Here is a 23975-nt window from a genome sequence, read left to right as displayed (position 1 = left end):
CGGTGGGCCTCAGGCGGGGATGCAGGTGAAGTCGGGGGTGGACGGGGTGCCGTTGGCGATGAAGCCGAACGTGGTCGTGGCCCCGGCGGCGAGCCCGCCGTTCCACGCCTCGTTCCTGACGGTCACGGACGAGCCGGTCTGGGTGAGCCTGCCGCCCCAGAGCTGGGTGATCTGGTTCGCGGACGTCCAGGCGGCCGTCCAGCCCGTGATGGCCGCCGAGCCGGCGTTCTTGACGGTCACCTCGGCCTGGTACGCGCCGCCCCAGGAGTTGGTGACCTTGAACGTGGCCGCGCAGCCGCCCTGGGGCGGGTCGGCGGTCGTGAACGACGTGCCGTCGGACGGCGTCGAGCTGTTGCCCGCCGCGTCCCTGGCCACCACCGAGACCGTGTACGCCGTGGCCGGGCTGAGCCCGGTCAGGTCGTACGAGGCGCCGGTGGCCGTGCCCGCCTTGGCGGACCCCAGGTAGACGTCGTAGCCGGTCACCCCCACGTCGTCCGTGGAGGCCGTCCAGGTGACCTTCGCGCCCGAGCCGGTGATGCCCGAGACGGAAGGTTTGCCGGGCTTGGTGGGGGCCGTCTTGTCCCCGGAGTCCGCGGTGGTGAACGTCGTCTCGTCCGAGGACGCCGAGGTGTTGCCGGCCGCGTCCCTGGCCACCACGTGGGCGGCGTAGGCCGTGGCAGGGGTGAGCCCGCTCAGGTCGAAGGAGGTGCCGGTCGCCGTGCCCGCCTTGGTGGACCCCAGGTAGACGTCGTAACCGGTCACGCCCACGTTGTCCGTGGAGGCCGTCCAGCTCAGCTTCGCCGCCGAGCCCGTGATCCCGGAGACCGCGGGCCTGCCCGGCTTGCTGGGCGGTGTCGTGTCCTGCTCCTGCGGACCCGGGGGCTCACCCCAGATCTTGGTGGCGCCGCTGTAGAGGGTGATGTTCTGCGTCTGCACCGGCGTCGCGCCCGGGGTGGCCGGGATGCCCTGGTACGACCAGTCGTCGGCCGGGTTCCAGGCGCCCGCGCTGGTGATCCTGAACTGCACCTCCCTGCGGTGCTGCGACTGCCCGGCCGGGGCGATGGCCTGCCCCGAGCAGTCGACGTCCACGTAGAGCACGCTCCCGCCGGCCGAGCCGAGCGTGGGGGCCTTGCACTGCGTGTAGGCCGACGACACGCTGATCTGCGAGGCGGTCGTCGAGCCGTCGAGGGTGAAGTAGTAGCGGAACGAGCCGTCCGACAGGACCCGGGCGGGCCAGGCCGACTGGTTGCGCACGATGGCCTTGATCTCGGTGAAGTTGGTGCCGGAGGCGTTCACGCCGGCCTCGACGAAGATCTCCGGGCCGTCCGGGGTCTCGGCGGGCGGGAAGTTCGCCGCGGGCGCTCCCCCGTACTCCTTGTAGAGCCGGGCCAGGGCGCTGGTGAAGCCGGCGTTGTAGTCGGTCGCGACCTCGTTCATGACGTAGTCGTCGCGCTTGTCGGCGTAGACGTCGTCGGGGTCGGGCGGGCCGCCGACCAGCGCGCCGTACAGCGTGTGGCGGCTGTTGACCGGGTTGGTGATCTGGTCGGTCCACGAGCCGTGCGCCGTGCGGTGGTGCGGGTTCTTCGGCGGGTTGGACCCGAACCCGATCAGGTACGAGGAGTTGCGCGGATTGTCGCCGAGCGCGTAGTTGATCTGCCGGACCGCGAAGTCGTGGTAGCGGGCCTTGCGCGCCGGGTCGCTGATCGAGTCGCTGTGCACGAGCGCGACGAACGAGGTGTTGGCCGCGTACCGCAGCGACCCCCACCGGTCCAGCACGGCCTGGCCGCCCGGCGAGTACCTGACCTTGGAGCCGTTGACGCCGACCGTCCACCAGTCGAGCCAGCGGTCGGCGTCGTCCAGGTACTTCTGCTTGCCGGTGAGCTTGTGCAGCAGCACGTACGCGCCGTACGACTTGTCGTCCCAGGCGATCGTCCACTTGTACGACTTCGTCGTGGTCTGCGGTTCGTTGCCCAGGTTGTCGTAGCCAGCCTCGGCCTTGGCCAGGTAGGCGGCGTCGTTCGTGGCCCGGTAGAGCCAGATCGCCCCCCAGACCAGCTCGTCGTTGTAGCCGCTCCAGGAGTTGTAGTAGCCCTGGGCGTCGCTGATGCAGTCGCTGTACTTCTTCCTGACCGTGTCGGCGAAGGAGTAGAGCTGCTTGGCGTGCGTCACCAGCTTGTCGGCGTAGGCCGGATCGGTCGGGCGGAAGACGATCGAGGAGGCCGCCATCGCCGCCGCCGTCTCCCCCGCCAGGTCCGAGCCGCCGCAGGAGGCGTCGATCTTGTAGGCGGGCCGGTTCATCTGCATGGCCTCGGCCGGTCCCCACCAGGCGTGGTCGGTGCCGCCGTTGCCGACCTGCCCGTACAGCACGTTCGCCGACGGGTGGGCCTTGACGAAGTAGTCGTTGACGAACCTCAGGTTGTTCAGCAGGTGGGTGAGCTGGCCGGAGCCCGCGTAGGCGTCGCGGTACTCCACGCCGCCCCAGGCCAGCATCGTGGCCGAGAAGGCCATCGGGAAGCCGAACTTGACGTGGTCGCCCGCGTCGTACCAGCCTCCGGTCAGGTCCAGCCCGGCGTCCTTGCCGTCGTTCAGGCCCGAGTCGCCGCGCCAGGAGACGCGGTTCCAGGCGGGCAGGTCGCCCGACTGCTGGGCCTCGTAGAACCACAGCGACTTCTGCAGCGCCTCACCGTAGGCGAAGGCGGGCGCGGCCGCGTGGGCCACCGGCCCCACCCCTGCGAGCAGGGGCGGGACCAGCGACGCCGCGGCGATCATCGCCGCCTTTCTCACGGGAAGAGCCGCCCGTACTCGGCCAGGGCCACGGCCACGTCCACCTGCGCCCAGAAGCGGTGGTAGTTGAACGTCGGCGCCGGGCCGGTGCCCTGGAGGTAGGCGTTCACCTCGGGCCAGTCGGGGTCGTTCTTGTAGAACGACCTGATGGACATGAACGTCGAGCTGGAGTTGATCGTGTCGCCGTTCGGCATCTTGCCGGTCCAGCCCGGGGGCACGTAGACCGGGTCGTTCAGCCGCTTGTAGTCGGTCTTGGTCTCCGACACCGACACGCCCTTGGCGTCGCGGTTCTTCCACACGCCGTCCAGCAGCGCCTTGGCCATGGTCCTGGCCGCGGCGTTGTTCGCCTTGGCCGCGTAGTACATCAGGGCCTTGGCGTACGAGCCGGCCACGCCGACGTCGTTGGTGTAGTCGGCGACCGTCACGTGCAGGCCGGGGTTGGGCGGCGGCATGCCGTTCGGGTCGCTGAAGTCACCGGCGGGCTGGCCGGTCCACTTGAGCGTCGACGGCATCTGGTACGTGCCGTCCGCGTTGATCGTGGTGTTGGCCATCGCCCAGGTGACCCACTTGTCCAGCAGCGCCTTGGCGTCGGCGTTGCCCGAGGCGTAGTAGAGCTCGGCCACCCGCTCCATCGTCCACGCCTGGAACCCGAACCACTGGTTGGACGGCGGGTCGTGGTAGACGGGCTGCCAGTCGTAGGTCATGCCGTGGAACTTCGGCAGGCCGGTCGGCGGGGTGGCGTAGTGGCCCTCCCAGCTGTTGGTCGCGCCGCCCGCGATGGCGCCCTCGGCCGACTGCAGCCAGGTGTAGAACTGCAGCTGCCGGGTCAGGCTGGTGCTCCAGTCGGCCGCGCCGGTGCCGCTCTTGGGCTTCAGCTCGGCCACGTTGGCCAGCGCCCAGGCCGCGAGCGGGTTCTGGTAGCCGGAGTGGTTGTGGCTGGAGCCGATCCGCCAGGCCCAGCCCGCGCTGGTGTCGCTCGCGCCGCCCCAGGCGTAGTACCAGGACAGCAGGTAGTTGGAGGCGTCCTTGCCGGTGCCCGCGGCGCACGAGGTGCTGGTGCAGCCGGGCTTCTTGAAGTACTTGTCGTACATCGCGTACCGCAGGTAGTCGCCCATCTTGGCGGCCTTGGCGACCGACGCGGAGATCTGCGACTCCTTGCCCTGCTGCTTGGCCCACGTCTGCGCCCAGTACGCCGCCTGGACGGCCCGCGCGTCGGCGTCGGGCGCGTTGGTGTACTTCCACTGCTTGGCGTAGTTGCTGTCCTTGGTGAACAGGTCGAGGTAGCCGTTGGGGCCGCCGAACTTGAAGGTGTCGCAGGACGGCTGCGGGATGGTCTCGAAGACCGACTCCTCCGGGCCGCGCTGGTAGGTGTTGATGTAGGTGTTCTTGCTCGTGCCGTCGCCGCAGTGGCCGAAGCCGTAGGTGTTGTCGACGTCGAGCAGCCAGTGCATGCCGTAGACGTCACTCGTGTTGTACGCGCTCTTCAGCTCGTTGGCCAGCGGGTCGGAGCCCACGGACACCCCGGAGTCGAGCTGCGTCGGGTACTGCTTGATGTCGTTCCACTCACCGGCGTACGTGGCCGGCTTGGAGGGGTTGTAGAAGGAGTTCGTCGGCTGGTCGGCGGTCGAGGGGATGATGTACTTCTCCATCGAGGCCCACGCGTTGTTGAACTTCGCCCAGTCGCCGGTCACCTGCCCGTAGGTCGCCTCCAGCCACAGGTAGTAGCTGTAGGCCTCGGACGTGGTCTCGTGCCCGTGGTCGGGCGCCTCGACCATGAACGTCTCCACCGAGTGGTACGGCACGCCGTCGGGCGAGAAGTACCCGTTGGCCGGGTCGTGCAGCTCGTTGTACATCTCGACGAACCGCTTGACGTACTCGTTGTCGCCGCCGAGGTCGTCGTCCGCCTCGCTGGCGGTGACCTTGACCGGGGTGTAGCCGGTCGCGCTCACCGTGAACTCGGCGGTGCCGCTGGTGGTGTCGGCGTCGTCCGCCGCGGCCAGGGTGACGTTCTGGACGGTGTTCCAGTTGGCCGGGGTGAAGGTGAGCGAGCCGCCCGAGCCGACGGTCAGGTCGGCGTCGCCGCTGGTGCGGGCCGTGGTGACGGTCACGTTCGCGGCGGGGGCCTGCGAGAGCTTCACGCCGAAGCCCGCGGTGCCCTTCTCCGGCACGGAGATCGTGGTCGGGCTCACCACGAGGGCGGGCCCGGTGTTCTGCGAGACGGTGATCCCGACGGGGGCCGAGGTCGTGGTCGCGCCGCCGTTGTCGGTGGCCTTCGCGGTGATCGAGTAGCTGCCCGCGGCCACGTTCTGCCAGGTGTAGCCGTACGGCGCCGAGGTGTCGGTGCCGAGCAGCGTGGAGCCCTGGTAGAAGTCGACCTTGGCCACGGTGCCGTCGGCGTCGGCGGCGTTCGCGGCGATGGCCACGGTGGCCGGGGCGGTGTACGTCTGGCCGGCGGTGGGCGAGGTCAGCGCGACCGTGGGCGGGGTGTTGGCGCCGCCGCAGCTCACGCCGTTCACGGTGAACGAGGTCGGGCTCGGGTTGCTGCCCGTCCAGGTGCCGTTGAAGCCGAGCGTGGTCGAGGCGCCGGTGGCCAGGCTGCCGTTCCACGGCATGTTCGTCGCGGTGACGTGCGTGCCCGACTGCGTCCAGTTGGCGCTCCAGCCGGTGGGCGTGTACTTCTGGCCCGCGGTCGGGAAGTCGAAGCCGAGCGTCCACGAGGTGATCGGGTCGCCGGTGTTCTTCAGCGTCAGGTTGGCGGTGAACCCGCCCTGACCCGGGCCGCTCGTCCACTGGTTGGCGGTGTACGTCACGTCGCAGGCGACGGCGGCGTGCGCGGGCAGCGCCGCGAGGGTCGTGGTCGTGCCGGCCGCGAGCACGAGCGTCGTGGCTGCGGCGAGCCGCCTCGACAGGCGGGAAAGCCGGGAAGGAGGTCTGTGTTTCAAGGGATCTCCATGGGAGTAGGGGGTGTGGGAGCGCTCCCAAGGGGGATTGTGGGTGACCCGCGGCGTATGTCAACGGATCGCCCGTCCGCCGGCCCCCGCGTTTCCTCTCACCAGGCTGCCGATGATGAAAGTTTCATCCACGTTACGGGGCATTCGGCGAGCATGCGGCCCGGGAACGCCCGCCGCGGAGCCGCCCTCATTTACAGGGCCGGGAGGGCGTCTCACTATGGGAGCGCTCCCAGCCAACTGACGTTCTGGAGATGATCGCTAGTGAGACTCCACAGCGGCCCACGCCGATGGGCCGTGACCATGACCGCCGCGAGCGTCGCGGCCCTCGGGCTCGTCGTCGGCCAGACCACGGCCGCCAGCGCCGCGGTGAACTGCGACGTGACCTACTCCGCCAACTCGTGGACGAGCAGTCCCGGTCAGGGCGGTTTCACCGCGAACATCACGCTGAAGAACACCGGCGACCCGATCACCTCGTGGACGCTGGGCTTCGACTTCCCCGGCACCGGCCAGCAGTACACCCCGACCGGCTGGAGCGCCAACTGGACGCAGTCGGGCACGCACGTCACCGCGACGAACATGCCCTACAACGGCAGCCTGGCCACCGGCGCCTCCACCACCATGGGCTTCAACGGCACCTGGACGGGCAGCAACAACCCGCCCACCTCGTTCACCGTGAACGGCGTCACCTGCGGCGGCGTCACCCCCACCACCCCCGCGGTGGTCACCTCCGCCAGCTCGGTCGCGGTCAACGAGGGCGGCACCGCCACCTTCACCGCCAAGCTGTCCTCCGCCCCCTCCTCGAACGTCACCGTCACCACCCAGCGGACCAGCGGTGACAGCGACCTGACCGTCAGCGCGGGCGGCTCGCTCACCTTCACCCCCGCCAACTGGAACACCGCCCAGACGGTCACCCTGGCCGCCGCCCAGGACGCCGACACCACCGCGGGCACGGCGGCCTTCTCCGTCGGCGGCACCGGCGTCACCTCGGCCACCGTCAACGCCACCGAGGTGGACGACGACGCGGTCGTGGAGCAGGCGCTGCTCGTGACGCCCACGTCGGTGACCGTGCCCGAGGGCGGGACGGCGGCGTACACGGTCAAGCTGGCCGCGCAGCCGTCCGCGAACGTGACCGTCACCTCGACGGCGGGCAGCGGCGACGCCGACCTGACCGTCTCCGGCGGCGGCAGCCTCACCTTCACCACGGCCAACTGGAACACCGCCCAGACGGTGACCCTGGCCGCCGCCCAGGACGCCGACACCACCAACGGCACCCGTCCCTTCACGGTCGCCGCCACCGGCCTGACCAGCAAGACGGTCACCGCCACCGAGGCCGACGACGACGGCCAGCCGCCCACCGGCCACGTCGAGAACCCGTACGCCGGCGCGACCGGCTACGTGAACCCGCAGTGGAAGGCCAAGGCCGCGGCCGAGCCCGGCGGCGCCGCCGTCGCCAACACCTCCACCGCCGTGTGGCTGGACCGCATCGCGGCCATCGCCGGCTCCTCCTCGGCCATGGGCCTCCAGGCCCACCTGGACGAGGCCGTGGCCCAGGACGCGCTCAACGGCTCGGCCCCGCTGACCGTGCAGTTCGTCATCTACGACCTGCCCAACCGCGACTGCTCTGCGCTGGCCTCCAACGGCGAGCTGCTGATGGCCGAGAACGGCTTCAACCGCTACAAGGCCGAGTACATCGACGTGATCGCGAACATCCTGCGCGACCCCAAGTACGCCAACCTGCGCATCGTCACGATCATCGAGCCCGACTCGCTGCCCAACCTGATCACCAACATCAACAACTTCCCGAAGTGCGCCGAGGCCAACCAGGCCGGCGGCTACGTCGACGGCGTCCGGTACGCGCTCAACAAGCTGCACGCCATCACCAACGTCTACACCTACGTGGACGCCGCCCACCACGCCTGGCTCGGCTGGGACTCGAACTTCGGCCCCGCCGTGAACCTCTTCTACAACATGGCCGCGGGCACCACGGCCGGCGTGGACAGCGTGGACGGCTTCATCGTCAACACCGCCAACTACTCCGCCACCAAGGAGCCGTACTTCACGATCAACACCATGGTGAACGGCCAGACCGTGCGCCAGTCCAAGTGGGTCGACTGGAACTACTACGTGGACGAGTCCACCTTCGCCGCCGCGCTGCGCACCGCGCTGGTCAACAAGGGCTTCAAGTCCGGGCTCGGCATGCTGGTCGACACCTCGCGCAACGGCTGGGGCGGCACCGCCCGTCCGGGCGGCGCGAGCACCTCGACGGACGTGAACACCTTCGTCAACCAGTCACGCATCGACCGGCGCATCCACGCCGGCAACTGGTGCAACCAGAGCGGCGCGGGCCTCGGCGCCCGGCCGACGGCCAGCCCCGAGGCCGGCTTCGACGCCTACGTCTGGATCAAGCCGCCGGGCGAGTCCGACGGCGCCAGCACCGACATCCCGAACGACGAGGGCAAGAAGTTCGACCGGATGTGCGACCCGACCTACACCGGCAACAACCTCAACGGCAACAACATGTCAGGCGCCCTCGGCGGCGCCCCGCTGTCCGGCCAGTGGTTCTCCGCCCAGTTCCAGGAGCTGGTCAGGAACGCCTACCCGCCGGTCAGCTAGCTCACCGAGCCGGCCGGGGGCTCCGGGGCCCCCGGCCACCGACCGAGGGGCCCGCCTGACCCGGGCCCCTCGTCCGGCGAAGGGGCCCGGGCCGGCACCCGGGCCCCTTCCCCCTCGCCCGGCGCGCGGGAAGGGGCCCGAACGCCGGTCACCGGCTCTGGCGCCACTCCGACACGACGCGATCGACGTCGAAGGGCATCAGGTTGAGCGGCGGCCCCGGCAGGCCCTTCCTGATCGCCTCGCGGATCTTCTCGTTGACCTCTTCGAGGATCTGCCGCACCTCGGTCTCGGACCGGGCCCCGCGGGCCTGCCGCAGCGCCTCCTCGGCCTCCTTGCGCAGCGCCAGCGTCGGGGGCAGCGGCATGGACAGCCCCTCGCTCTCCAGCTTCTGCTTGATCCACCACATCTCGTCGTGCCGCCGGTCGAGGCCGGGCAGCGGCTTGCCCGCGCCCGGCAGGTCGTCGAACTCCCCACGCTCGGCCGCCTCGCGGATCTGACGGTCGATCCAGCTCTCGAACGGCATGCCCGCCGGCTTGCGGTCGGTCACGGACGCGGCTCCTCTCACGCCAGGTTGTGGCTCGGCGCGACCGGCCCGCGCCAGCCGAGCACGGCCTCGGTCATGCGCACGGACGCCACCGTCGCGGCCACGTCGTGCACCCGCAGGATCCGGGCGCCCTTGAGGATGGAGACGACGTTCGCGGCGATCGTCCCCTCCTTGCGCTCGCCCTGCGGGCGGTCGATGGTCTCGCCGATGAAGTCCTTGTTCGACAGCGCGACCAGGGTGGGATAACCGATGGCGGTGATCTCCTCCAGCCGCCGGGTCAGCTCCAGGGAGTGGAAGGTGTTCTTGTTCAGGTCGTGGCCCGGGTCGATGATGATCCGGTCGGGGGCGATGCCCGCCTTGAGCGCGAAGGCGACCCGCTCGCGCAGGAAGCCGGCGACCTCGGCCACGACGTCGTCGTAGCTCGGGCGGAAGACCCGCCGGCCGGGGCCGCCGAGGCTGTGGGTGACGACCACGCTGGCGCCGGTCTCGGCCGCGACCTCGGCCAGGCCGGGCTCGCGCAGGCCGTTGGTGTCGTTGATGACGTCGGCGCCGGCCTCGACGGCCGCCCTGGCGACCTCGGGGCGGTGGGTGTCGACCGAGATGACGGCGTCGGTGGCGGCCCTGACCTTGGCGATCACCGGGACCACGCGCTCGATCTCCTCCTCGACGCCGATGGCGGCCTGGGCGGCGCTGAAGGCGAACCCGCCGATGTCCACCCAGTCGGCGCCCTCCTCGACGGCCCGCGCGCAGGCCGCGACCGCGCGGTCGAGCTCGTAGGTGCGCCCCTGGTCGTGGAAGGAGTTGGGGGTCCTGTTGACGATGGCCATGATGGCGATCTGGCGTTCGAAATCGAACTCCCGCCGCCCGATGCGGCGGACCGGGGAGATGATCTCGGGGGGATTGTTTCCGCCGCTCACGTAGTGGCCCCTTCCGTCTCCTGCCGAGCCTACCCGGGGCCGTGGCAGGGCGGTCGGGCGCGCCCGCGCTCAGACCTGGAACCTCCCGGACGGCCCGCCGCCGCCGGTGACCCGGATCCGTTTCATGGACCCCGGGGAGACGGACGCGTGCGGCAGGCGCATGGTGAGCCGGACCGTGGTGCCGTCCGGACCGGTGCGGACGTCCACGACGTCGCACAGCCGCCGGATCAGGTAGATGCCGCGGCCGGTGTAGGAGAGGCTGGACGGCCGGACGTCCCCGTCGAGGTACGGCTGCGGGATGCCCGTCCCCTGGTCCGTCGTCTCCGCGCGGATGACGCCGTCGACCGTCCACAACGTCAGGTGCCCGCGCCCGCCCGCGTGCTCCACGGCGTTGACGACGCTCTCGTGCACGGCGAGCACGAAGTCGTCGAGCCGGCCGTCGCGCAGCCCGCTGCTCTCCGCCTGCTCGGCGACCGCGCGGCGCAGCTTGGTGACGTCGTGGAGGGTGAAGACCTGGGTCAGGAGAAGGGCCATGGCGCTCTTTCGTGTCGTCACGACACGCAGGCCACGCCTCTGGACCTTGCGTAGAGAACCGTCCCCTTCCCCGGCCGGGCGGTCTTACACCTCCGGATCACGGGTGGGCCCCGACCCCCGTGGCCAGCTCCTTGACCCGGCGCAGCGGGCCGCCGTCGGGGGCGAGCGGCGGGGTCTCCATGCCGGCGCCGTCGTGCAGGCCGTCCAGCAGCTCGCGCATGGCGTCCCAGGAGGAGTACCGCGGCCGCCAGCCCAGCACGTCCCTGGCCTTGTCGGTCTTCATGACGGGGATGCGCAGGGCCAGTTCGAGCAGGCCGGGCGAGGCGGGCACCAGCCGCAGGTGCCAGCCGGCCGACATCAGCGTCCTGGCCAGCCAGGGCGTGACCGGTATCGTCCGGGTGCCGAGGAGCTTGGCCAGGTCCGCGGGGTCGAGCACGGGCTCGGCGGCCAGGTTGAAGGCCCCCGACACCGTCCTGGTCACGGCCAGCCGGTACGCCTCGGCCGCGTCGTCGGCGTGCAGCACCTGGAGCCGCAGTCCGGGCACGTCGGGCACGAACGGGATGCGTCCGGGCCGGATCAGCCGGCGCGGCAGGAACGGCCCGGCGAACAGGCGGCGCTGCTCGGTGGCCGCCGCCCGCTGGAAGATGAACCCCGGCCGCATCCGCACCACGCGGATCGCCGGGTGGTCGTGCTCGAAGACGTCGAGCACCCGCTCGACGTACGCCTTCTCCCGGCCGTACGCGGCCCCCGGCCAGCCGTGCGTGGGCCAGCTCTCGTCCACCGGCCGGTCCTTGGGGCCGGGCGAGTACGCGCCGACCGAGGAGGCGTGCACCAGCGCGGGCACCCCGGCCTCGGCCACCGCGCGGAAGACCCGCATGCTGCCCAGGACGTTCGCCCGCCAGGTCACGGCCGGGTCCCTGGTGGGCTGGAACAGCCACGCGAGGTGCACGACGGCGTCGGCGCCCTCGAAGATGCGGGACAGGTCGCCGGTGGCGACGTCGGCCTGCCGCCACTCGGTGCGGTCGATGCGCCATCCCGGCAGCCGGCGGGCCACGCCCACGATCGACGTCACGTTGTCATCCGCGGCGAGCGCGCGTACGACGCTCGTGCCGACATTGCCGGTAGCCCCGACCACCACGACTCTCATGACCGCACCGCTGCCCGCGCTCTGAAGGGTGAAACCCCTGGTCAGGGCTGTAGCAGGATCTTTATCGCGCCGTTCGCCTTCTTCTGGAACATCTCGTACGCCTGCGGCGCCTCCTCCAGCCGCATGCGGTGGGTGGTCAGGTCCATGACGCCGAGCGGGTCGGAGTCGTCGGTGACCAGCGGCATGAGCCGGTTGATCCACCGCCGCACGTGGGCCTGGCCCATCCGCAGCGTGACGCCCTTGTCGAACATGCGCAGCATCGGCATCGGGTCGGTCATGCCGCCGTAGACGCCGATGACGGAGATGACGCCGCCCCGGCGGACGGTGTCGATGGCCTGGTTGAGCGCGGCCAGCCGGTCGACGCCCGCGTGGGACATCAGCGGCGCGGCCAGCGCGTCGGGCAGCAGCCCGGTGAGCGTCTGGGCGATCTTGGCGGCCGGCGAGCCGTGCGCCTCCATGCCGACGGCGTCGATCACCGAGTCGGTGCCGCGCCCCGAGGTGAGCTCGCGGATCGCGCCGGGCACGTCGGAGGTCTCGCTGCCGTCCACGACCTCGATGCCGTGGCGGCGGGCCATCTCCAGGCGTTCGGTGACGCCGTCCACGCCGATCACGCGGTGGCCGAGGTGGCGGGCGATGCGGGCGCACATCTGGCCGATGGGGCCGAGGCCGAAGACGGTGACGCTGCCGCCGTCCGGGATCTCCGCGTAGTCCACGGCCTGCCAGGCGGTCGGCAGCACGTCGGACAGGAACAGGAAACGCTCGTCCGGCGGGCCCTCGGGCACCTTGATCGGGCCGAACTGGGCCTCGGGCACGCGCAGGAACTCGGCCTGGCCGCCGGGCACCTGGCCGTACAGCCTGGTGTAGCCGAACAGCGCGGCGCCCATGCCCTGCTCCTTGACCTGCGTGGTCTCGCACTGCGCGTACAGCTCCAGGCCGCACATGTGGCAGTGGCCGCAGGAGATGTTGAACGGGATGACGACGCGGTCGCCTGGCCTGATGTCCGTGACGGCGGCTCCGACGGCCTCGACGACGCCCATGGGCTCGTGGCCGAGGATGTCGCCCTCGGCCATGAAGGGCCCGAGCACCTCGTACAGGTGCAGGTCGGAGCCGCAGATGCCGGAGCTGGTCACCCTGATCACCGCGTCGTTGGGCTCCTTGATGGCCGGGTCGGGGACCTCCTCGACCCGTACGTCCCGCTTGCCGTGCCAGGTGACGGCCTTCATGACGCCTCCAGGTGGGATTCGGACGGCACAAATCCCGCATACCCCCACATAGAGGTCCAAACGGTTTACCCCATAACACCGTGATAGGGGTGTTTTGAGACGACCACTCCTCGTATTCGGGCTCGTACCGTGCAGACACCCCCCTGTACGCGAGGAGACGTGCACATGCTCCCCAGGAAAACCGTGACGGCGGGCATCGCGATCGCCGTCACCATGATCAGCGTCCCGGCCCTGGCCTTCTCGGCCAAGGGCGCCACGGCCCAGGACGAGACCCCCTACTCCATCGCCCGCACCCAGGCCGAAGCCGTCGCCGACCCCCCGCAGGGCCTGGTCGACGCCATGAGCCGGGACCTCGGCATCACCGGCGGGCAGGCCGAGGCCCGCCTGGTCAACGAGGCCGCCGCGGCCGCCCTCGAACCCACCCTGCGCGCCCGGTTAGGCGCCTCCTACGCCGGTTCCTGGGTGACCGGCCCCACCTCCACCCCGATCACCGCCACCACCGACCCGGCGCAGGTGGCCGCCATCGCCGCGGCCGGTGTGCAGGCCCGCGTGGTGACCCGCTCGCTGAGCAGCCTCGACGGGGTCAAGGCCCGGCTCGACGCCGCGTCGGCCAAGGCCCCGAAGAGCGCCCCCGTCTGGTACGTGGACGTCGTCAACAACACCGTCGTCGTCCTCAGCTCCAACCCCGCCAAGGCCGCCGCCTGGGTGAAGGCCAGCGGCGCGGACGCCTCCGCCGTCCAGGTCGTGCGCTCGGCCGAGAAGCCGACGCTGTTCTACGACGTCCGCGGCGGCGACGCCTACTACATCGGCTCCGGCACCCGCTGCTCCGTCGGCTTCTCGGTGACCAAGGCCGGCTCGCAGGGCGGCTTCGTCAGCGCCGGCCACTGCGGCACCGCCGGGTCCAGCACGTCCGGCTCCAACCGGGTCGCCATGGGCACCTTCCGCGGCTCGTCCTTCCCGGGCAACGACTACTCCTGGGTCGAGGTCAACTCCCAGTGGACCCCGACCGGCGTGGTGTACGGCTACAGCGCCGGCATCCTGCCCGTACGCGGCTCGACCGTGGCCCAGGTGGGCTCGGCCGTCTGCCGCGCCGGATCGACCACCGGCTACCACTGCGGCTCGGTCCAGCAGCTCAACACCAGCGTCACCTACCAGGAGGGCACCGTCTCCGGCGTGACGCGGACCAACGTCTGCGCCGAGCCCGGCGACTCCGGCGGCTCGTTCATCTCCGGCGACCAGGCCCAGGGCGTGACGTCGGGCGGCTCGGGCAACTGCAGCTCCGGCGGCACGACGTACTTCCAGCCGGTCAACGAGATCCTGTCCGCCTACGGCCTGACCCTCGCCACCCAGGGCGGCGGCCCCGGCCCGACCAGCACGCCTACCGTCACCCCGACCGACAACCCGGGCGGCACGTGGGCCGCGGGCACGACGTACGCGGCCGGCGCGACGGTGACGTACGGCGGCTCGACCTACCGCTGCCTCCAGGGGCACACCGCCCAGCCCGGCTGGGAGCCCCCGAACGTGCCGGCCCTCTGGCAGCGCGTCTGACCCCCTAGACGTCCAGGGCGGAGATACCCCCTCACGACCTGGACCGCGCGGCCGGGCGATGTCCCACTCCTCCGTCAGGGACATCGCCCGGCCCATGCGCTTCCAGCGACCCTCAGGACGCCTCCGCGGCCGGCCGCAGGGCCTCCTGCGTCTCCACGATCGCCGACTCGGGGACGGCGCGGACCGCCTCGCCCCTGACGAAGATGCGCGTCGCCCCCACCGGCACGGACCCCACCATCACCTGCCTGGACGCCCTGCGCGCCCGATGCCGCACCGGCAGTCCGAGGTCTACAGCGGCCACCTGTCCAGCTCCCGTCGAACGGTGTGCGCGATGCCCTGACCGGTGAGCCCGGCCTCGGCCAGCAGCCCGGCCCGGCTCCCGTGCGCGACGAACTCGCGCGGCAGGCCGAGGTTGACGATGTGCTGCCGGGGCCCGCACTCGTGCCGGAGCAGGGCGCCGGCCCCGCAGGCGGCCAGGCCGTCCTCGACGGTCACCACCAGCCGGGCGGCGCCGGCCGGCCCGCGCAGACCGTCCGGGACCGGGATCACCCAGCGGGGGTCGACCACGGTCACGCCGATCCCGGCGGCCGACAACATGGCCGCCGCGCCCAGGCACGGCCCGGCCATCGGCCCGACCGCCACCAGCAGCACGTCGGGACCGCCCGCGAACAGCACGTCGACGTCGCCGGCCCGCCCCACCCGCGGAAGCTCGGGACCGGCGGCCGCCTTGGGGAAGCGCAGCGCGGTGGGCCCGGGGTGCTCGACCGCCTCCTCCAGCAGCTCGCACAGCCGGCGGGCGTCGCGCGGCGCGGCCACCCGCATGCCGGGCACCATGGCCAGCGCCGCCAGGTCCCACATGCCGTGGTGGCTGGCCCCGTCGGGGCCGGTGAGCCCGGCCCGGTCGAGCACGAGCGTCACCGGCAGCCGGTGCAGGGCGACGTCCATCAGCACCTGGTCGAGGGCGCGCCCGAGGAACGTCGCGTAGACGGCGACCACGGGGTGCAGGCCCGCCATGGCCATGCCCGCCGCCGAGGCCAGCGCCTGCTGCTCGGCGATGCCGACGTCGAACATGCGGCCGGGGAAGCGCCGCCCGAAGCAGGCCAGCCCGGTCGGCCCCGGCATCGCGGCGGTGACGGCCACCAGGTCGTCGCGGCGCTCGCCGAGCACGCACAGGTGGCGGGCGAACGCGTCGGTCCAGGTGGCGGCGCCGGCCGTGAGCGGGCGGCCGGTGGCCGGGTCGGTGGCCGGGATCGCGTGCAGGTGCTCGTCGTGGTCGCGCTCGGCCGGGTCGTAGCCGCGGCCCTTGCGGGTGACGCAGTGGACCACGACGGGGGCGCGCAGCTCGCGGGCGGCGCGCAGGGCGGCTTCGAGCGCGGCGATGTCGTGGCCGTCGACCGGGCCCAGGTAGCGCAGGCCGAGCTGCTCGAAGACGGTCACGTCGACGGCCGTGCGCAGGCGGGCGAGGTGGTCGGCGACGCCGCCGTGGGTGGGGGCGTAGGAGCGGCCGTTGTCGTTGAGCACGACGACGACCGGCCGGTGGCGGGCGGCGCCCAGGTTGTTGAGCGCCTCCCAGGCCATCCCGCCGGTGAGCGCGCCGTCGCCGACCACGGCGACCACCGCCCGATCGGCGTCGCCGGTCAGCAGGCGCGCCTTGGCCAGGCCGTCGGCGTAGGCGAGCGCGGTGGAGGCGTGGGAGTTGTCGACGTGGTCGTGCACGGACTCCTCCCGGCTCGGGTACCCGCTGAGGCCGCCGCGGCAGCGCAGGGCGTCGAAGGAGGCGCGCCGCCCGGTCAGGATCTTGTGGACGTACGCCTGGTGCCCGGTGTCGAAGACGATGGCGTCGCCGGGCGAGTCGAAGACGCGGTGGAGGGCGATCGTGAGCTCGACGACGCCGAGGTTGGAGCCGAGGTGCCCGCCGCGGGCGCTCACCTTCTCGACCAGGAAGTCGCGGATCTCGCGGGCCAGGCCCGGCAGCAGCTCGGCGGGCAGGGCGCGCAGGTCTTGGGGACTGGAAACGTACGGCAACAGGGTCGTCATGACATCCCCTGACGGTGTTGCGGTGAGCCAAAAGATTAGTTGAAAGGCCCAAGACACTTTACACGCTCTGTATTCAAGTAGTAACTATTGGTAGTGCGTCCCGACCAGAAGGAGCCGAGCGGATGCCGGTGAGCTTCACTCAGCACTACCTCGGATCGCGGATCGAGCGACGCCTCGCCGACTTCCTGGAGACGTGGCGGGCGCCCGTCTCCGATCCCGACGTGCAGACGGCCTATCGGCTGCTGACCGAGTTCATCCTCGGCGGCGGCAAGCGCATCCGTCCCCTGCTGTGCTACTGGGGCTGGCGGGGCGCGGGCGGCGCCGACTGCGAGGAGATCGTCAGCGCCGCGGCGGCCCTGGAGCTGTGCCACGCCGGGCTGCTCATCCACGACGACATCATGGACGGCAGCGAGCTGCGCCGGGGCCGGGCGACCATCCACCGCAACCTCGCCGACCTCCACAAGGGCCCGTCGGCGGAGGCGTTCGGTCACGCGGGCGGCATCCTGCTCGGCACGCTGAGCCTGGCCTGGTCCGACACCCTGCTGTCGTCGTGCGGCGTGGAGCCCGTCCGCCTGCGCGCCGCCCACCACCTCTTCGACGCCATGCGCACCGAGGTCATCAGCGGCCAGTACCTCGACATCCTCGCCCAGCTCCGCGCCGGCGCGAGCGTGCCGGAGGCGCTCACGGTGATCCGCTACAAGACGGCCAAGTACACCGTCGAGCGGCCGTTGCAGATCGGCGGCGCCCTGGCCGGCGCCTCACCCGAGCTGCTCGACGCCTTCTCCCGGTTCGGCGTGCCGCTCGGCGAGGCGTTCCAGCTCCGCGACGACGTGCTGGGCACGTTCGGCTCGGCGGCCGAGACCGGCAAGTCCGCGCTCGACGACCTGCGCGAGGGCAAGCACACGGTGCTGATCGCGCACGCCGTGACGCACGCCTCGCCCGCGCAGCTCGGCTACCTGCGCGCCTGGCACGGCAACCCGGATCTCACCGAGGAGCGGGCCGCCGGGCTGCGCACCATCCTCATCGACACCGGCGCGCTCGACCAGGTCGAGTCGATGATCGACGAACGCGTGGGTGAGGCCACGGCCGCCCTGGTCCGGGCGCCGATCGGGCCCGAGGCCGGCAGCGCGCTGTCCGTCCTGGCCGACCAGCTCGCGCACCGTACCAAGTAGGGGGCTCTCCGATGGGACGCGTACTGCTCGCGGCCCCGCGCGGTTACTGCGCGGGCGTCGAACGGGCCATCTTCTCCGTGGAGGAGGCGCTGCGGCGCTTCGGGCCACCGGTCTACGTGCGCAAGCAGATCGTGCACAACACGTTCGTGGTGGCCGACCTCACCGAGCGCGGGGCCGTCTTCGTCGACGAGCTCGACGAGGTGCCGGACGGCGCGCTGGTGATCTTCTCGGCCCACGGCGTCTCCCCCGCGGTCCGGCAGGAGGCCGGGGGCCGCGGCCTGCGCACGATCGACGCCACCTGCCCCCTGGTCACCAAGGTGCACAAGGAGGCGGTGCGGCTGGCCGAGGCCGGTCACGAGATCGTGCTCATCGGCCACGCCGAGCACGAGGAGGTCGAGGGCACCCTCGGCGAGGCGCCCGGCCGCATCCACGTCGTCGATCCGGCCCGGCCCCACGAGGTCACCGCGAGCGGCGCGGCGCGCATGACCTGGCTGTCGCAGACCACCCTGTCGGTCGACGAGACCATGGGCGCCGTCGCCGAGCTGCGCGACCGTTTCCCCCAGCTCGCCGACCCGCCGAGCGACGACATCTGCTACGCCAGCCAGAACCGCCAGGAGGCGATCACCCGCATCGCCCCCCGCTGCGACCTGGTCATCGTCGTCGGCTCGGCCAACTCCTCCAACTCCCGGCGGCTGGTCGAGGTCGCGCTGCACGCCGGCGCCCCCGCCGCCCACCTGGTCGACCGCGCCGCCGACGCCGACCCGCGATGGCTCGACGGCGTCGGCACGGTCGGGGTCAGCTCCGGCGCGTCCGTGCCCGACGTGCTGGTCGACGACCTGCTCGGCTGGCTCGCCGGCCACGGCTACGCCGACGTGGAGCCGGTGACCGTGACCGAGGAGACGCTCACCTTCTCCCTCCCCCTGGAACTCCGTTCCTCCCGCAACCCCGGCTAGACCCCACACCGAGATTGGCGGTGCACCATGACAGAAACGACCGACTCCAGCGTGCCTGTGAACGGCAACGGACAGCTCAGCCTCAGTACCGAGGCCGCCAAACAGCTCGCGACCACCACCAAGACGCCCCCGCAGATGCAGGAGATCACCTCCAGGTGGCTGCTGCGGCTGCTGCCGTGGGTGCAGTGCTCCGGTGGCGTGTTCCGGGTCAACAGGCGCCTGACGTACACGCTCGGCGACGGGCGCATCACGTTCTCCACGACCGGCTCGGACGTGCGGGTCATCCCGGCCGAGCTGACCGAGCTGCCCATGCTGCGCGGTTTCGACGACATGGAGGTGCTCGAAGCGCTGGCCGACCGCTTCCAGCAGCGCGAGGTCGAGCCGGGCGAGGCCATCGTCAGGGAGGACGACCCGGCCGACCAGCTCGTGCTGATCGCCCACGGCCGGGTCGGCAAGGTCGGGCAGGGCGCCTACGGCGACGAGCAGAACCTCGGCGTCCTGGCCGACGGCGACCACCTCGGCGAGCAGGCGCTGACCGGCGGCGGCACGTACGACTTCACCGCCACGGCCAAGACGCACACCACCGTGCTCACCCTGTCCAGGCAGACCTTCGAGCAGCTCGCCGAGCAGTCCCCGTCGCTGCGCGAGCACATCCAGAACTGGCGCGCCTCCGGCGACCACGCCACGAACGCCTACGGCGAGGCCGCGATCGACATGTCCTCCGGCCACTCCGGCGAGGTCGCGCTGCCCGGCACGTTCGTGGACTACGAGCAGTCCCCCCGCGAGTACGAGCTGAGCGTCGCCCAGACGGTCCTGCGGGTGCACAGCCGGGTCTCCGACCTGTACAACCAGCCGATGAGCCAGCTCGACCAGCAGCTCCGCCTCACGATCGAGGCCCTGCGCGAGCGCCAGGAGCACGAGCTGATCAACAACCGGGAGTTCGGCCTGCTGCACAACGCCGACTTCAGCCAGCGCATCCGCACCCGTTCCGGCCCGCCCACGCCCGACGACCTCGACGACCTGCTGGCCGTGGTCTGGAAGGAGCCGGCCTTCTTCCTCGCGCACCCGCAGGCCATCGCCGCGTTCGGCAGGGAGTGCAGCAAGCGCGGCCTCTACCCGCAGGCCAGCGAGGTCAACGGCCACCGCATCCCGGCCTGGCGGGGCGTGCCGATCTTCCCGTGCAGCAAGATCCCGGTCTCCGGCAAGCGCACCACGTCGTTCCTGCTCATGCGGACGGGCCAGGAGAACCAGGGCGTCGTCGGCCTGCACCAGACGGGCATCCCCGACGAGTACCAGCCGAGCCTGTCGGTGCGCTTCATGAACATCAACGAGAAGGCGATCATCTCCTACCTGGTCAGCGCCTACTACTCGGCCGCCGTCCTGGTGCCCGACGCGCTCGGCGTCCTGGAGGACGTCGAGCTCGGCAGGAACGGCTAGCAGCCCCTTCGTCCGTCCGGTCCAAGAATTGGTGGTGTTTGTGTTGACGGAGTCGGATCAGCGGCTGAGCCTGGATACCGCCGCGGCGCGAAAACTCGCCACGACGACCAAGACGCCTCCGCAGATGCAGGAGATCTCCTCCCGCTGGTTGCTGCGGATGCTTCCGTGGGTGGACACCGCCGGCACCTATCGGGTGAACCGGCGGCTCACCTACATGGTCGGCGGTGGCCGGGTGAGCTTCTCGCGCACCGGCGCCCGGGTGCGGGTGGCGCCGCCGAGCCTGACCGAGCTGCCGCCGCTGCACGGGCTCGACGACGACCGCCTGCTCGACACCCTAGCGGGCCTGTTCGAGCAGCGGGAGTACGCCCGCGGCGACACGATCGCGCGGGCCGGACGGCCGGCTGACGAGATCATCCTGGTCGCCGACGGCCGGGTCACCCGGTTCCAGCCGGGCGACTACGGCAACCGCCTGGTGCTCGGCACCCTCGGCGAGGGCGACCACGCCGGGACCGAGCCGCCGGGCGAGCGGGCCGTACGGCACGACACGCTGGAGGCCGCCACCAGGTGCACGGTGCTGGTGCTGCCGTGGGAGGAGCTGCGCGCGCTGGCCGAGAGCACGCCCGCCCTGCGCGACCGGCTCGAACGCCACCGCGCCCGGCTGGCTTCCCCCCAGACCAAGCACGGCGAGGCGGCCATCGAGCTGTCAGCCGGCCACCACGGCGAGCACGCGCTGCCGGGCACGTTCGTGGACTACGACCCGGGCCCGCGCGAGTACGAGCTGAGCGTCTCGCAGACCGTGCTGCGCGTGCACACCCGGGTCGCGGACCTGTTCGGCGACCCGATGGACCAGACCGAGCAGCAGCTCAGGCTCACCGTCCAGGCGGTGCGCGAGTCGCAGGAGCACGAGCTGGTCAACAACCGCGACTTCGGCCTGCTGCACAACGTCGACCCGAGCCAGCGCATCCGCACGCTGACCGGACCGCCCACCCCCGACGACCTGGACGACCTGGTCAGCCGGCGCAAGAAGTCGCGGTTCTTCCTGGCCCACCCGCGGGCCATCGCGGCCTTCGGCCGGCAGTGCAGCGCGAGGGGCGTCTATCCCGACACCGCCGAGATCGAGGGCGTGCCCGTGCAGTCGTGGCGGGGGGTGCCCATCCTGCCGTGCGACAAGATCCCGATCAGCCGGGCCGGCACCACCTCGATCCTGTGCATGCGCACCGGCGAGAAGGACCAGGGCGTCGTGGGCCTGTTCCAGACCGGCGTCCCCGACGAGCGGGAGCCGGGGCTCAGCGTGAAGCTCACCGGCATCGACCGGAAGGCGGTCATGTCGTACCTGGTCAGCGCCTACTACTCGTGCGCGGTGCTGGTGCCCGACGCGCTCGGGGTGCTTGAGGACGTGGAGGTCGCGAGCTGATGGCTCAACCGTTCGAGCTGCCCGACTTCTACATGCCGTACCCGGCGCGGCTCAACCCGCACCTGGAGGAGGCCCGTACGCACGCCAAGCAGTGGGCGCGCGAGATGGGCATGCTGGAGGGATCGGGCGTCTGGGAGGAGGCCGACCTCGACGGCCATGACTACTCCCTGATGTGCGCCTACACCCACCCCGACTGCGACGGCGCCGAGCTGTGCCTGATCACCGACTGGTACGTCTGGGTGTTCTTCTTCGACGACCACTTCCTTGAGGTCTTCAAGCGCTCCGGCGACATCCAGGGCGGCAAGCGGCACCTCGACCGGCTGCCCCGGTTCATGCCGATGGGCGATGACCTGTCCATGCCGGAGCCGGCCAACCCGGTCGAGGCGGGCCTGGCCGACCTGTGGCTGCGCACGGTGCCGGGGATGTCGGCCGACTGGCGGCGGCGGTTCGCCGAGAGCACCCGCCACCTGCTCAACGAGTCGATCTGGGAGCTGTCCAACATCAACGAGGGCCGGATCGCCAACCCGGTCGAGTACATCGAGATGCGCCGCAAGGTGGGCGGCGCGCCCTGGTCGGCGGGGCTGGTCGAGCACGCGGTGGGGGCCGAGATCCCCGCGCGGCTGGCGGGCACCAGGCCGCTGCGGGTGCTGAAGGACAGCTTCTCCGACGCCGTGCACCTGCGCAACGACCTGTTCTCCTACGAGCGCGAGGTCAGGGACGAGGGCGAGCTGAGCAACGGCGTGCTGGTGCTGGAGACGTTCCTCGGCTGCACGACGCAGGAGGCCGCCGACGCCGTCAACGACCTGCTCACCTCGCGCATGCAGCAGTTCGAGCACACCGCGCTGGCCGAGCTGGGCCCGCTCTTCGTCGAGCACGCCGTCGATCCGCTGTCGGCGATGGGCGTGCTGGCCTACGTCAAGGGGCTGCAGGACTGGCAGTCCGGCGGGCACGAGTGGCACCTGCGGTCGAGCCGCTACATGAACAAGGGCGCGAAGACGGCCCGGCCGCTCGGCGCGAAGTCGCTGATCGCCGGCACGGGGGCCAAGCGGCTGCGCAACTTCGCCCACACCGGGCGGCAGCGCGTCGGCCCCTCGCAGATTCCCGAGCTGTACATGCCCTTCGAGCTGCGCCTGTCCCCCCACCTCGACCGGGCCCGGCGCAACGCGGTGACCTGGTGCGCGTCCATGGGCCTGCTGGAGGCCCAGCCGGGCGTCGTGGGCTCGGCGGTCTGGGACGCCGGCAAGCTGGCCGACTACGACCTGCCGTTGTGCGCGGCGGGCCTGCATCCCGACGCCACCCCCGAGGAGCTGGACCTGGCCTCGTACTGGCTGTGCTGGGGCACCTACGGCGACGACTACTTCCCCGTGGTCTTCGGCCGGTCGGGCAATCTGGCGGCGGCCAAGGTCACGGTGTCCAGGCTCGCGGCGTTCATGCCGCTGGACGGCACGCCGGCGCCGCCGCCGGTGAGCGCGCTCGAACGCGGCCTGGCCGACCTGTGGGCGCGTACGGCGGGGCCGATGCCGGCCGGCGCCCGCGCGCAACTGCGGCGGTCGGTCGTGACGATGTGCGAGGGCTGGCTCTGGGAGCTGGGCAACGAGACGGCCCGGCACATCCCCGACCCGGTGGACTACCTGGAGATGCGCCGGCTCACCTTCGGCTCGGAGCTGACGATGAGCCTGTGCCGGCTGCGGCACGCGTACGCGCTGCCCGATGCGCTGTACGAGAGCGGCCCGATGCGGGCGCTGGAAAACGCGGTCATGGACTGCGGGATGTTGCTGAACGACATCTTCTCGTACCAGAAGGAGATCGAGTTCGAGGGCGAGCTGCACAACTGCGTCCTGGTGGTCCAGAACTTCTTCGACTGCGACTACCCGGCCGCGCTCGGCATCGTCAACGACCTGCTGACCTCGCGGATGAAGCAGTTCCAGCACATCGCCGCGCACGAGCTGCCGATCCTGTGCGACGACCTCGGGCTCGACTGCGCGGCCAGGCAGGCGCTCGACGCGTTCCTGGCCGACTGCCGCCACTGGCTGACCGGCATCCTCAACTGGCATCGCGGCTGCCTGCGCTACGACGAGCCGTCCCTGCGCCGGCACCACCGGCCGCCGGTCTTCCGGCTGTCGGGCCCGCACGGGCTGGGCACGTCGGCGGCGACCCTGGTCTACAGCGGCACGTCGTACGGGCGCGGGGCGTAGAACCAGCCCATCATGCGCAGCAGCCGTCGCAGGTGCGGCGTGACGTTGTGCAGCCGGATCCACCGTTCGTCCGGGGGCAGCGCGGGCAGCGCCAGCACCCGCAGCCCGGACAGGTCGACGAAGGCCAGCTCGCCGGTGTCGACCACGATGTACGTGCTGCCCCCGCGCGAGTCGGACAGCGTGCTGGCGAGCGCGGAGCTGTTGGTGACGTCGACCTCTCCGGACAGGGCGACGGCCGGGGCTCCGGGGACGACCCGCAGCCTGATGCTGAGCTGCCCGTCCTGATAGAGCAGCCGCTCTCCGAGATCGTTCACGACGTGCGCACCCCCCAACAGCTATGGACAGGGGGTTGCCGGTGGGATGACCGTCAGGTTCCCCCCGGCCGTGGTGGCCGCCCTGAGGAGGTCGCGGTTCCTTCGCCGCGCTGACGATTAACCCGAAACCAGATTACACGAAGTATGTTTCACTATGTGATGTTCAGGAGAATATGACCGAATTGCAGCCCA

Annotated in this window: 17 protein-coding genes; 7 read left to right on the top strand and 10 right to left on the bottom strand. The window is 71.4% G+C overall.

The annotated features are described in order from the left end of the window. Positions 1 to 9: 9 nt before the first annotated feature. Both ACIBQ8_RS28030 and ACIBQ8_RS28025 read right to left on the bottom strand, forming a co-directional pair. Positions 10 to 2769, bottom strand: coding sequence for a glycoside hydrolase family 9 protein (locus ACIBQ8_RS28030; protein ID WP_397193356.1), 2760 nt, complete (start codon positions 2767 to 2769; stop codon positions 10 to 12). Between the two features lie 11 nt (positions 2770 to 2780). Continuing rightward, positions 2781 to 5726 carry a glycoside hydrolase family 48 protein gene (locus tag ACIBQ8_RS28025; RefSeq protein WP_397193355.1) on the bottom strand — a complete coding sequence of 982 codons (2946 nt, stop codon included), beginning with the start codon at positions 5724 to 5726 and terminating at the stop codon, positions 2781 to 2783. A gap of 309 nt (positions 5727 to 6035) precedes the next feature. Between ACIBQ8_RS28025 and ACIBQ8_RS28020 the strand changes: the two genes are divergently transcribed. Then, positions 6036 to 8348, top strand: coding sequence for a glycoside hydrolase family 6 protein (locus ACIBQ8_RS28020; RefSeq protein ID WP_397193354.1), 2313 nt, complete (start codon positions 6036 to 6038; stop codon positions 8346 to 8348). A 148-nt stretch (positions 8349 to 8496) separates the two neighbouring features. Here ACIBQ8_RS28020 and ACIBQ8_RS28015 read toward each other — a convergent pair whose 3' ends face one another. The 5 genes from ACIBQ8_RS28015 to ACIBQ8_RS27995 form a co-directional block, all read right to left on the bottom strand. Then, on the bottom strand, positions 8497 to 8895 hold the full coding sequence (locus tag ACIBQ8_RS28015; protein WP_397178568.1) for a DUF1992 domain-containing protein: 399 nt from the start codon (positions 8893 to 8895) through the stop codon (positions 8497 to 8499). Between the two features lie 14 nt (positions 8896 to 8909). Beyond that, positions 8910 to 9809: a dihydropteroate synthase gene (folP, locus tag ACIBQ8_RS28010; RefSeq protein WP_397178567.1), complete on the bottom strand. Its 900-nt coding sequence runs from the start codon at positions 9807 to 9809 to the stop codon at positions 8910 to 8912. Positions 9810 to 9878: 69 nt separating this feature from the next. After that, complete coding sequence (locus ACIBQ8_RS28005) at positions 9879 to 10343, bottom strand: ATP-binding protein (RefSeq protein ID WP_397178566.1); 465 nt, start codon at positions 10341 to 10343, stop codon at positions 9879 to 9881. A gap of 97 nt (positions 10344 to 10440) precedes the next feature. Then, complete coding sequence (locus ACIBQ8_RS28000) at positions 10441 to 11490, bottom strand: NAD-dependent epimerase/dehydratase family protein (RefSeq protein ID WP_397178565.1); 1050 nt, start codon at positions 11488 to 11490, stop codon at positions 10441 to 10443. A gap of 41 nt (positions 11491 to 11531) precedes the next feature. Next, positions 11532 to 12713, bottom strand: coding sequence for a zinc-dependent alcohol dehydrogenase (locus tag ACIBQ8_RS27995; protein WP_397178564.1), 1182 nt, complete (start codon positions 12711 to 12713; stop codon positions 11532 to 11534). A 165-nt stretch (positions 12714 to 12878) separates the two neighbouring features. Here ACIBQ8_RS27995 and ACIBQ8_RS27990 point away from each other — a divergent pair, with 165 nt between their 5' ends. Beyond that, complete coding sequence (locus ACIBQ8_RS27990; protein WP_397193353.1) at positions 12879 to 14261, top strand: carbohydrate-binding protein; 1383 nt, start codon at positions 12879 to 12881, stop codon at positions 14259 to 14261. A 112-nt stretch (positions 14262 to 14373) separates the two neighbouring features. On the opposite strand, the gene ACIBQ8_RS27985 is transcribed toward ACIBQ8_RS27990, so the two are convergent. Together ACIBQ8_RS27985 and ACIBQ8_RS27980 are read right to left on the bottom strand one after the other, a co-directional pair. Beyond that, positions 14374 to 14562, bottom strand: a complete 189-nt coding sequence (locus ACIBQ8_RS27985) for a hypothetical protein (protein WP_397193352.1) — start codon at positions 14560 to 14562, stop codon at positions 14374 to 14376. Beyond that, positions 14550 to 16298, bottom strand: coding sequence for a 1-deoxy-D-xylulose-5-phosphate synthase (locus tag ACIBQ8_RS27980; RefSeq protein WP_397193351.1), 1749 nt, complete (start codon positions 16296 to 16298; stop codon positions 14550 to 14552). The genes ACIBQ8_RS27985 and ACIBQ8_RS27980 overlap by 13 nt, the downstream gene beginning before the upstream one ends. A gap of 128 nt (positions 16299 to 16426) precedes the next feature. Here ACIBQ8_RS27980 and ACIBQ8_RS27975 point away from each other — a divergent pair, with 128 nt between their 5' ends. The 5 genes from ACIBQ8_RS27975 to ACIBQ8_RS27955 are packed head-to-tail and all read left to right on the top strand — an operon-like array spanning position 16427 to position 23469. After that, the gene (locus ACIBQ8_RS27975; RefSeq protein WP_397178560.1) at positions 16427 to 17470 is read left to right on the top strand and encodes a polyprenyl synthetase family protein; all 1044 of its coding nucleotides are present in this window, start codon (positions 16427 to 16429) and stop codon (positions 17468 to 17470) included. Positions 17471 to 17481: 11 nt separating this feature from the next. Further along, positions 17482 to 18423 carry a 4-hydroxy-3-methylbut-2-enyl diphosphate reductase gene (locus ACIBQ8_RS27970; RefSeq protein WP_397178559.1) on the top strand — a complete coding sequence of 314 codons (942 nt, stop codon included), beginning with the start codon at positions 17482 to 17484 and terminating at the stop codon, positions 18421 to 18423. A 27-nt stretch (positions 18424 to 18450) separates the two neighbouring features. Further along, positions 18451 to 19860, top strand: a complete 1410-nt coding sequence (locus ACIBQ8_RS27965) for a family 2B encapsulin nanocompartment shell protein (RefSeq protein ID WP_397178558.1) — start codon at positions 18451 to 18453, stop codon at positions 19858 to 19860. A 43-nt stretch (positions 19861 to 19903) separates the two neighbouring features. Continuing rightward, positions 19904 to 21274, top strand: a complete 1371-nt coding sequence (locus ACIBQ8_RS27960) for a family 2B encapsulin nanocompartment shell protein (protein ID WP_397193350.1) — start codon at positions 19904 to 19906, stop codon at positions 21272 to 21274. Further along, a complete protein-coding gene (locus ACIBQ8_RS27955; RefSeq protein ID WP_397178556.1) occupies positions 21274 to 23469 on the top strand; it encodes a germacradienol/geosmin synthase in 2196 nt (731 codons plus the stop codon). The genes ACIBQ8_RS27960 and ACIBQ8_RS27955 overlap by 1 nt, the downstream gene beginning before the upstream one ends. Here the strand turns inward: ACIBQ8_RS27955 and ACIBQ8_RS27950 are convergent. Then, the gene (locus ACIBQ8_RS27950; protein WP_397178555.1) at positions 23436 to 23783 is read right to left on the bottom strand and encodes an STAS domain-containing protein; all 348 of its coding nucleotides are present in this window, start codon (positions 23781 to 23783) and stop codon (positions 23436 to 23438) included. The genes ACIBQ8_RS27955 and ACIBQ8_RS27950 overlap by 34 nt on opposite strands. Positions 23784 to 23975 lie beyond the last annotated feature (192 nt).

The organism is Nonomuraea sp. NPDC049646 (assembly GCF_044465525.1).
Taxonomy (GTDB): domain Bacteria; phylum Actinomycetota; class Actinomycetes; order Streptosporangiales; family Streptosporangiaceae; genus Nonomuraea.
Note: the sequence above shows the minus strand (reverse complement) of the source record. Positions and strands in the feature narration are given on the sequence as shown.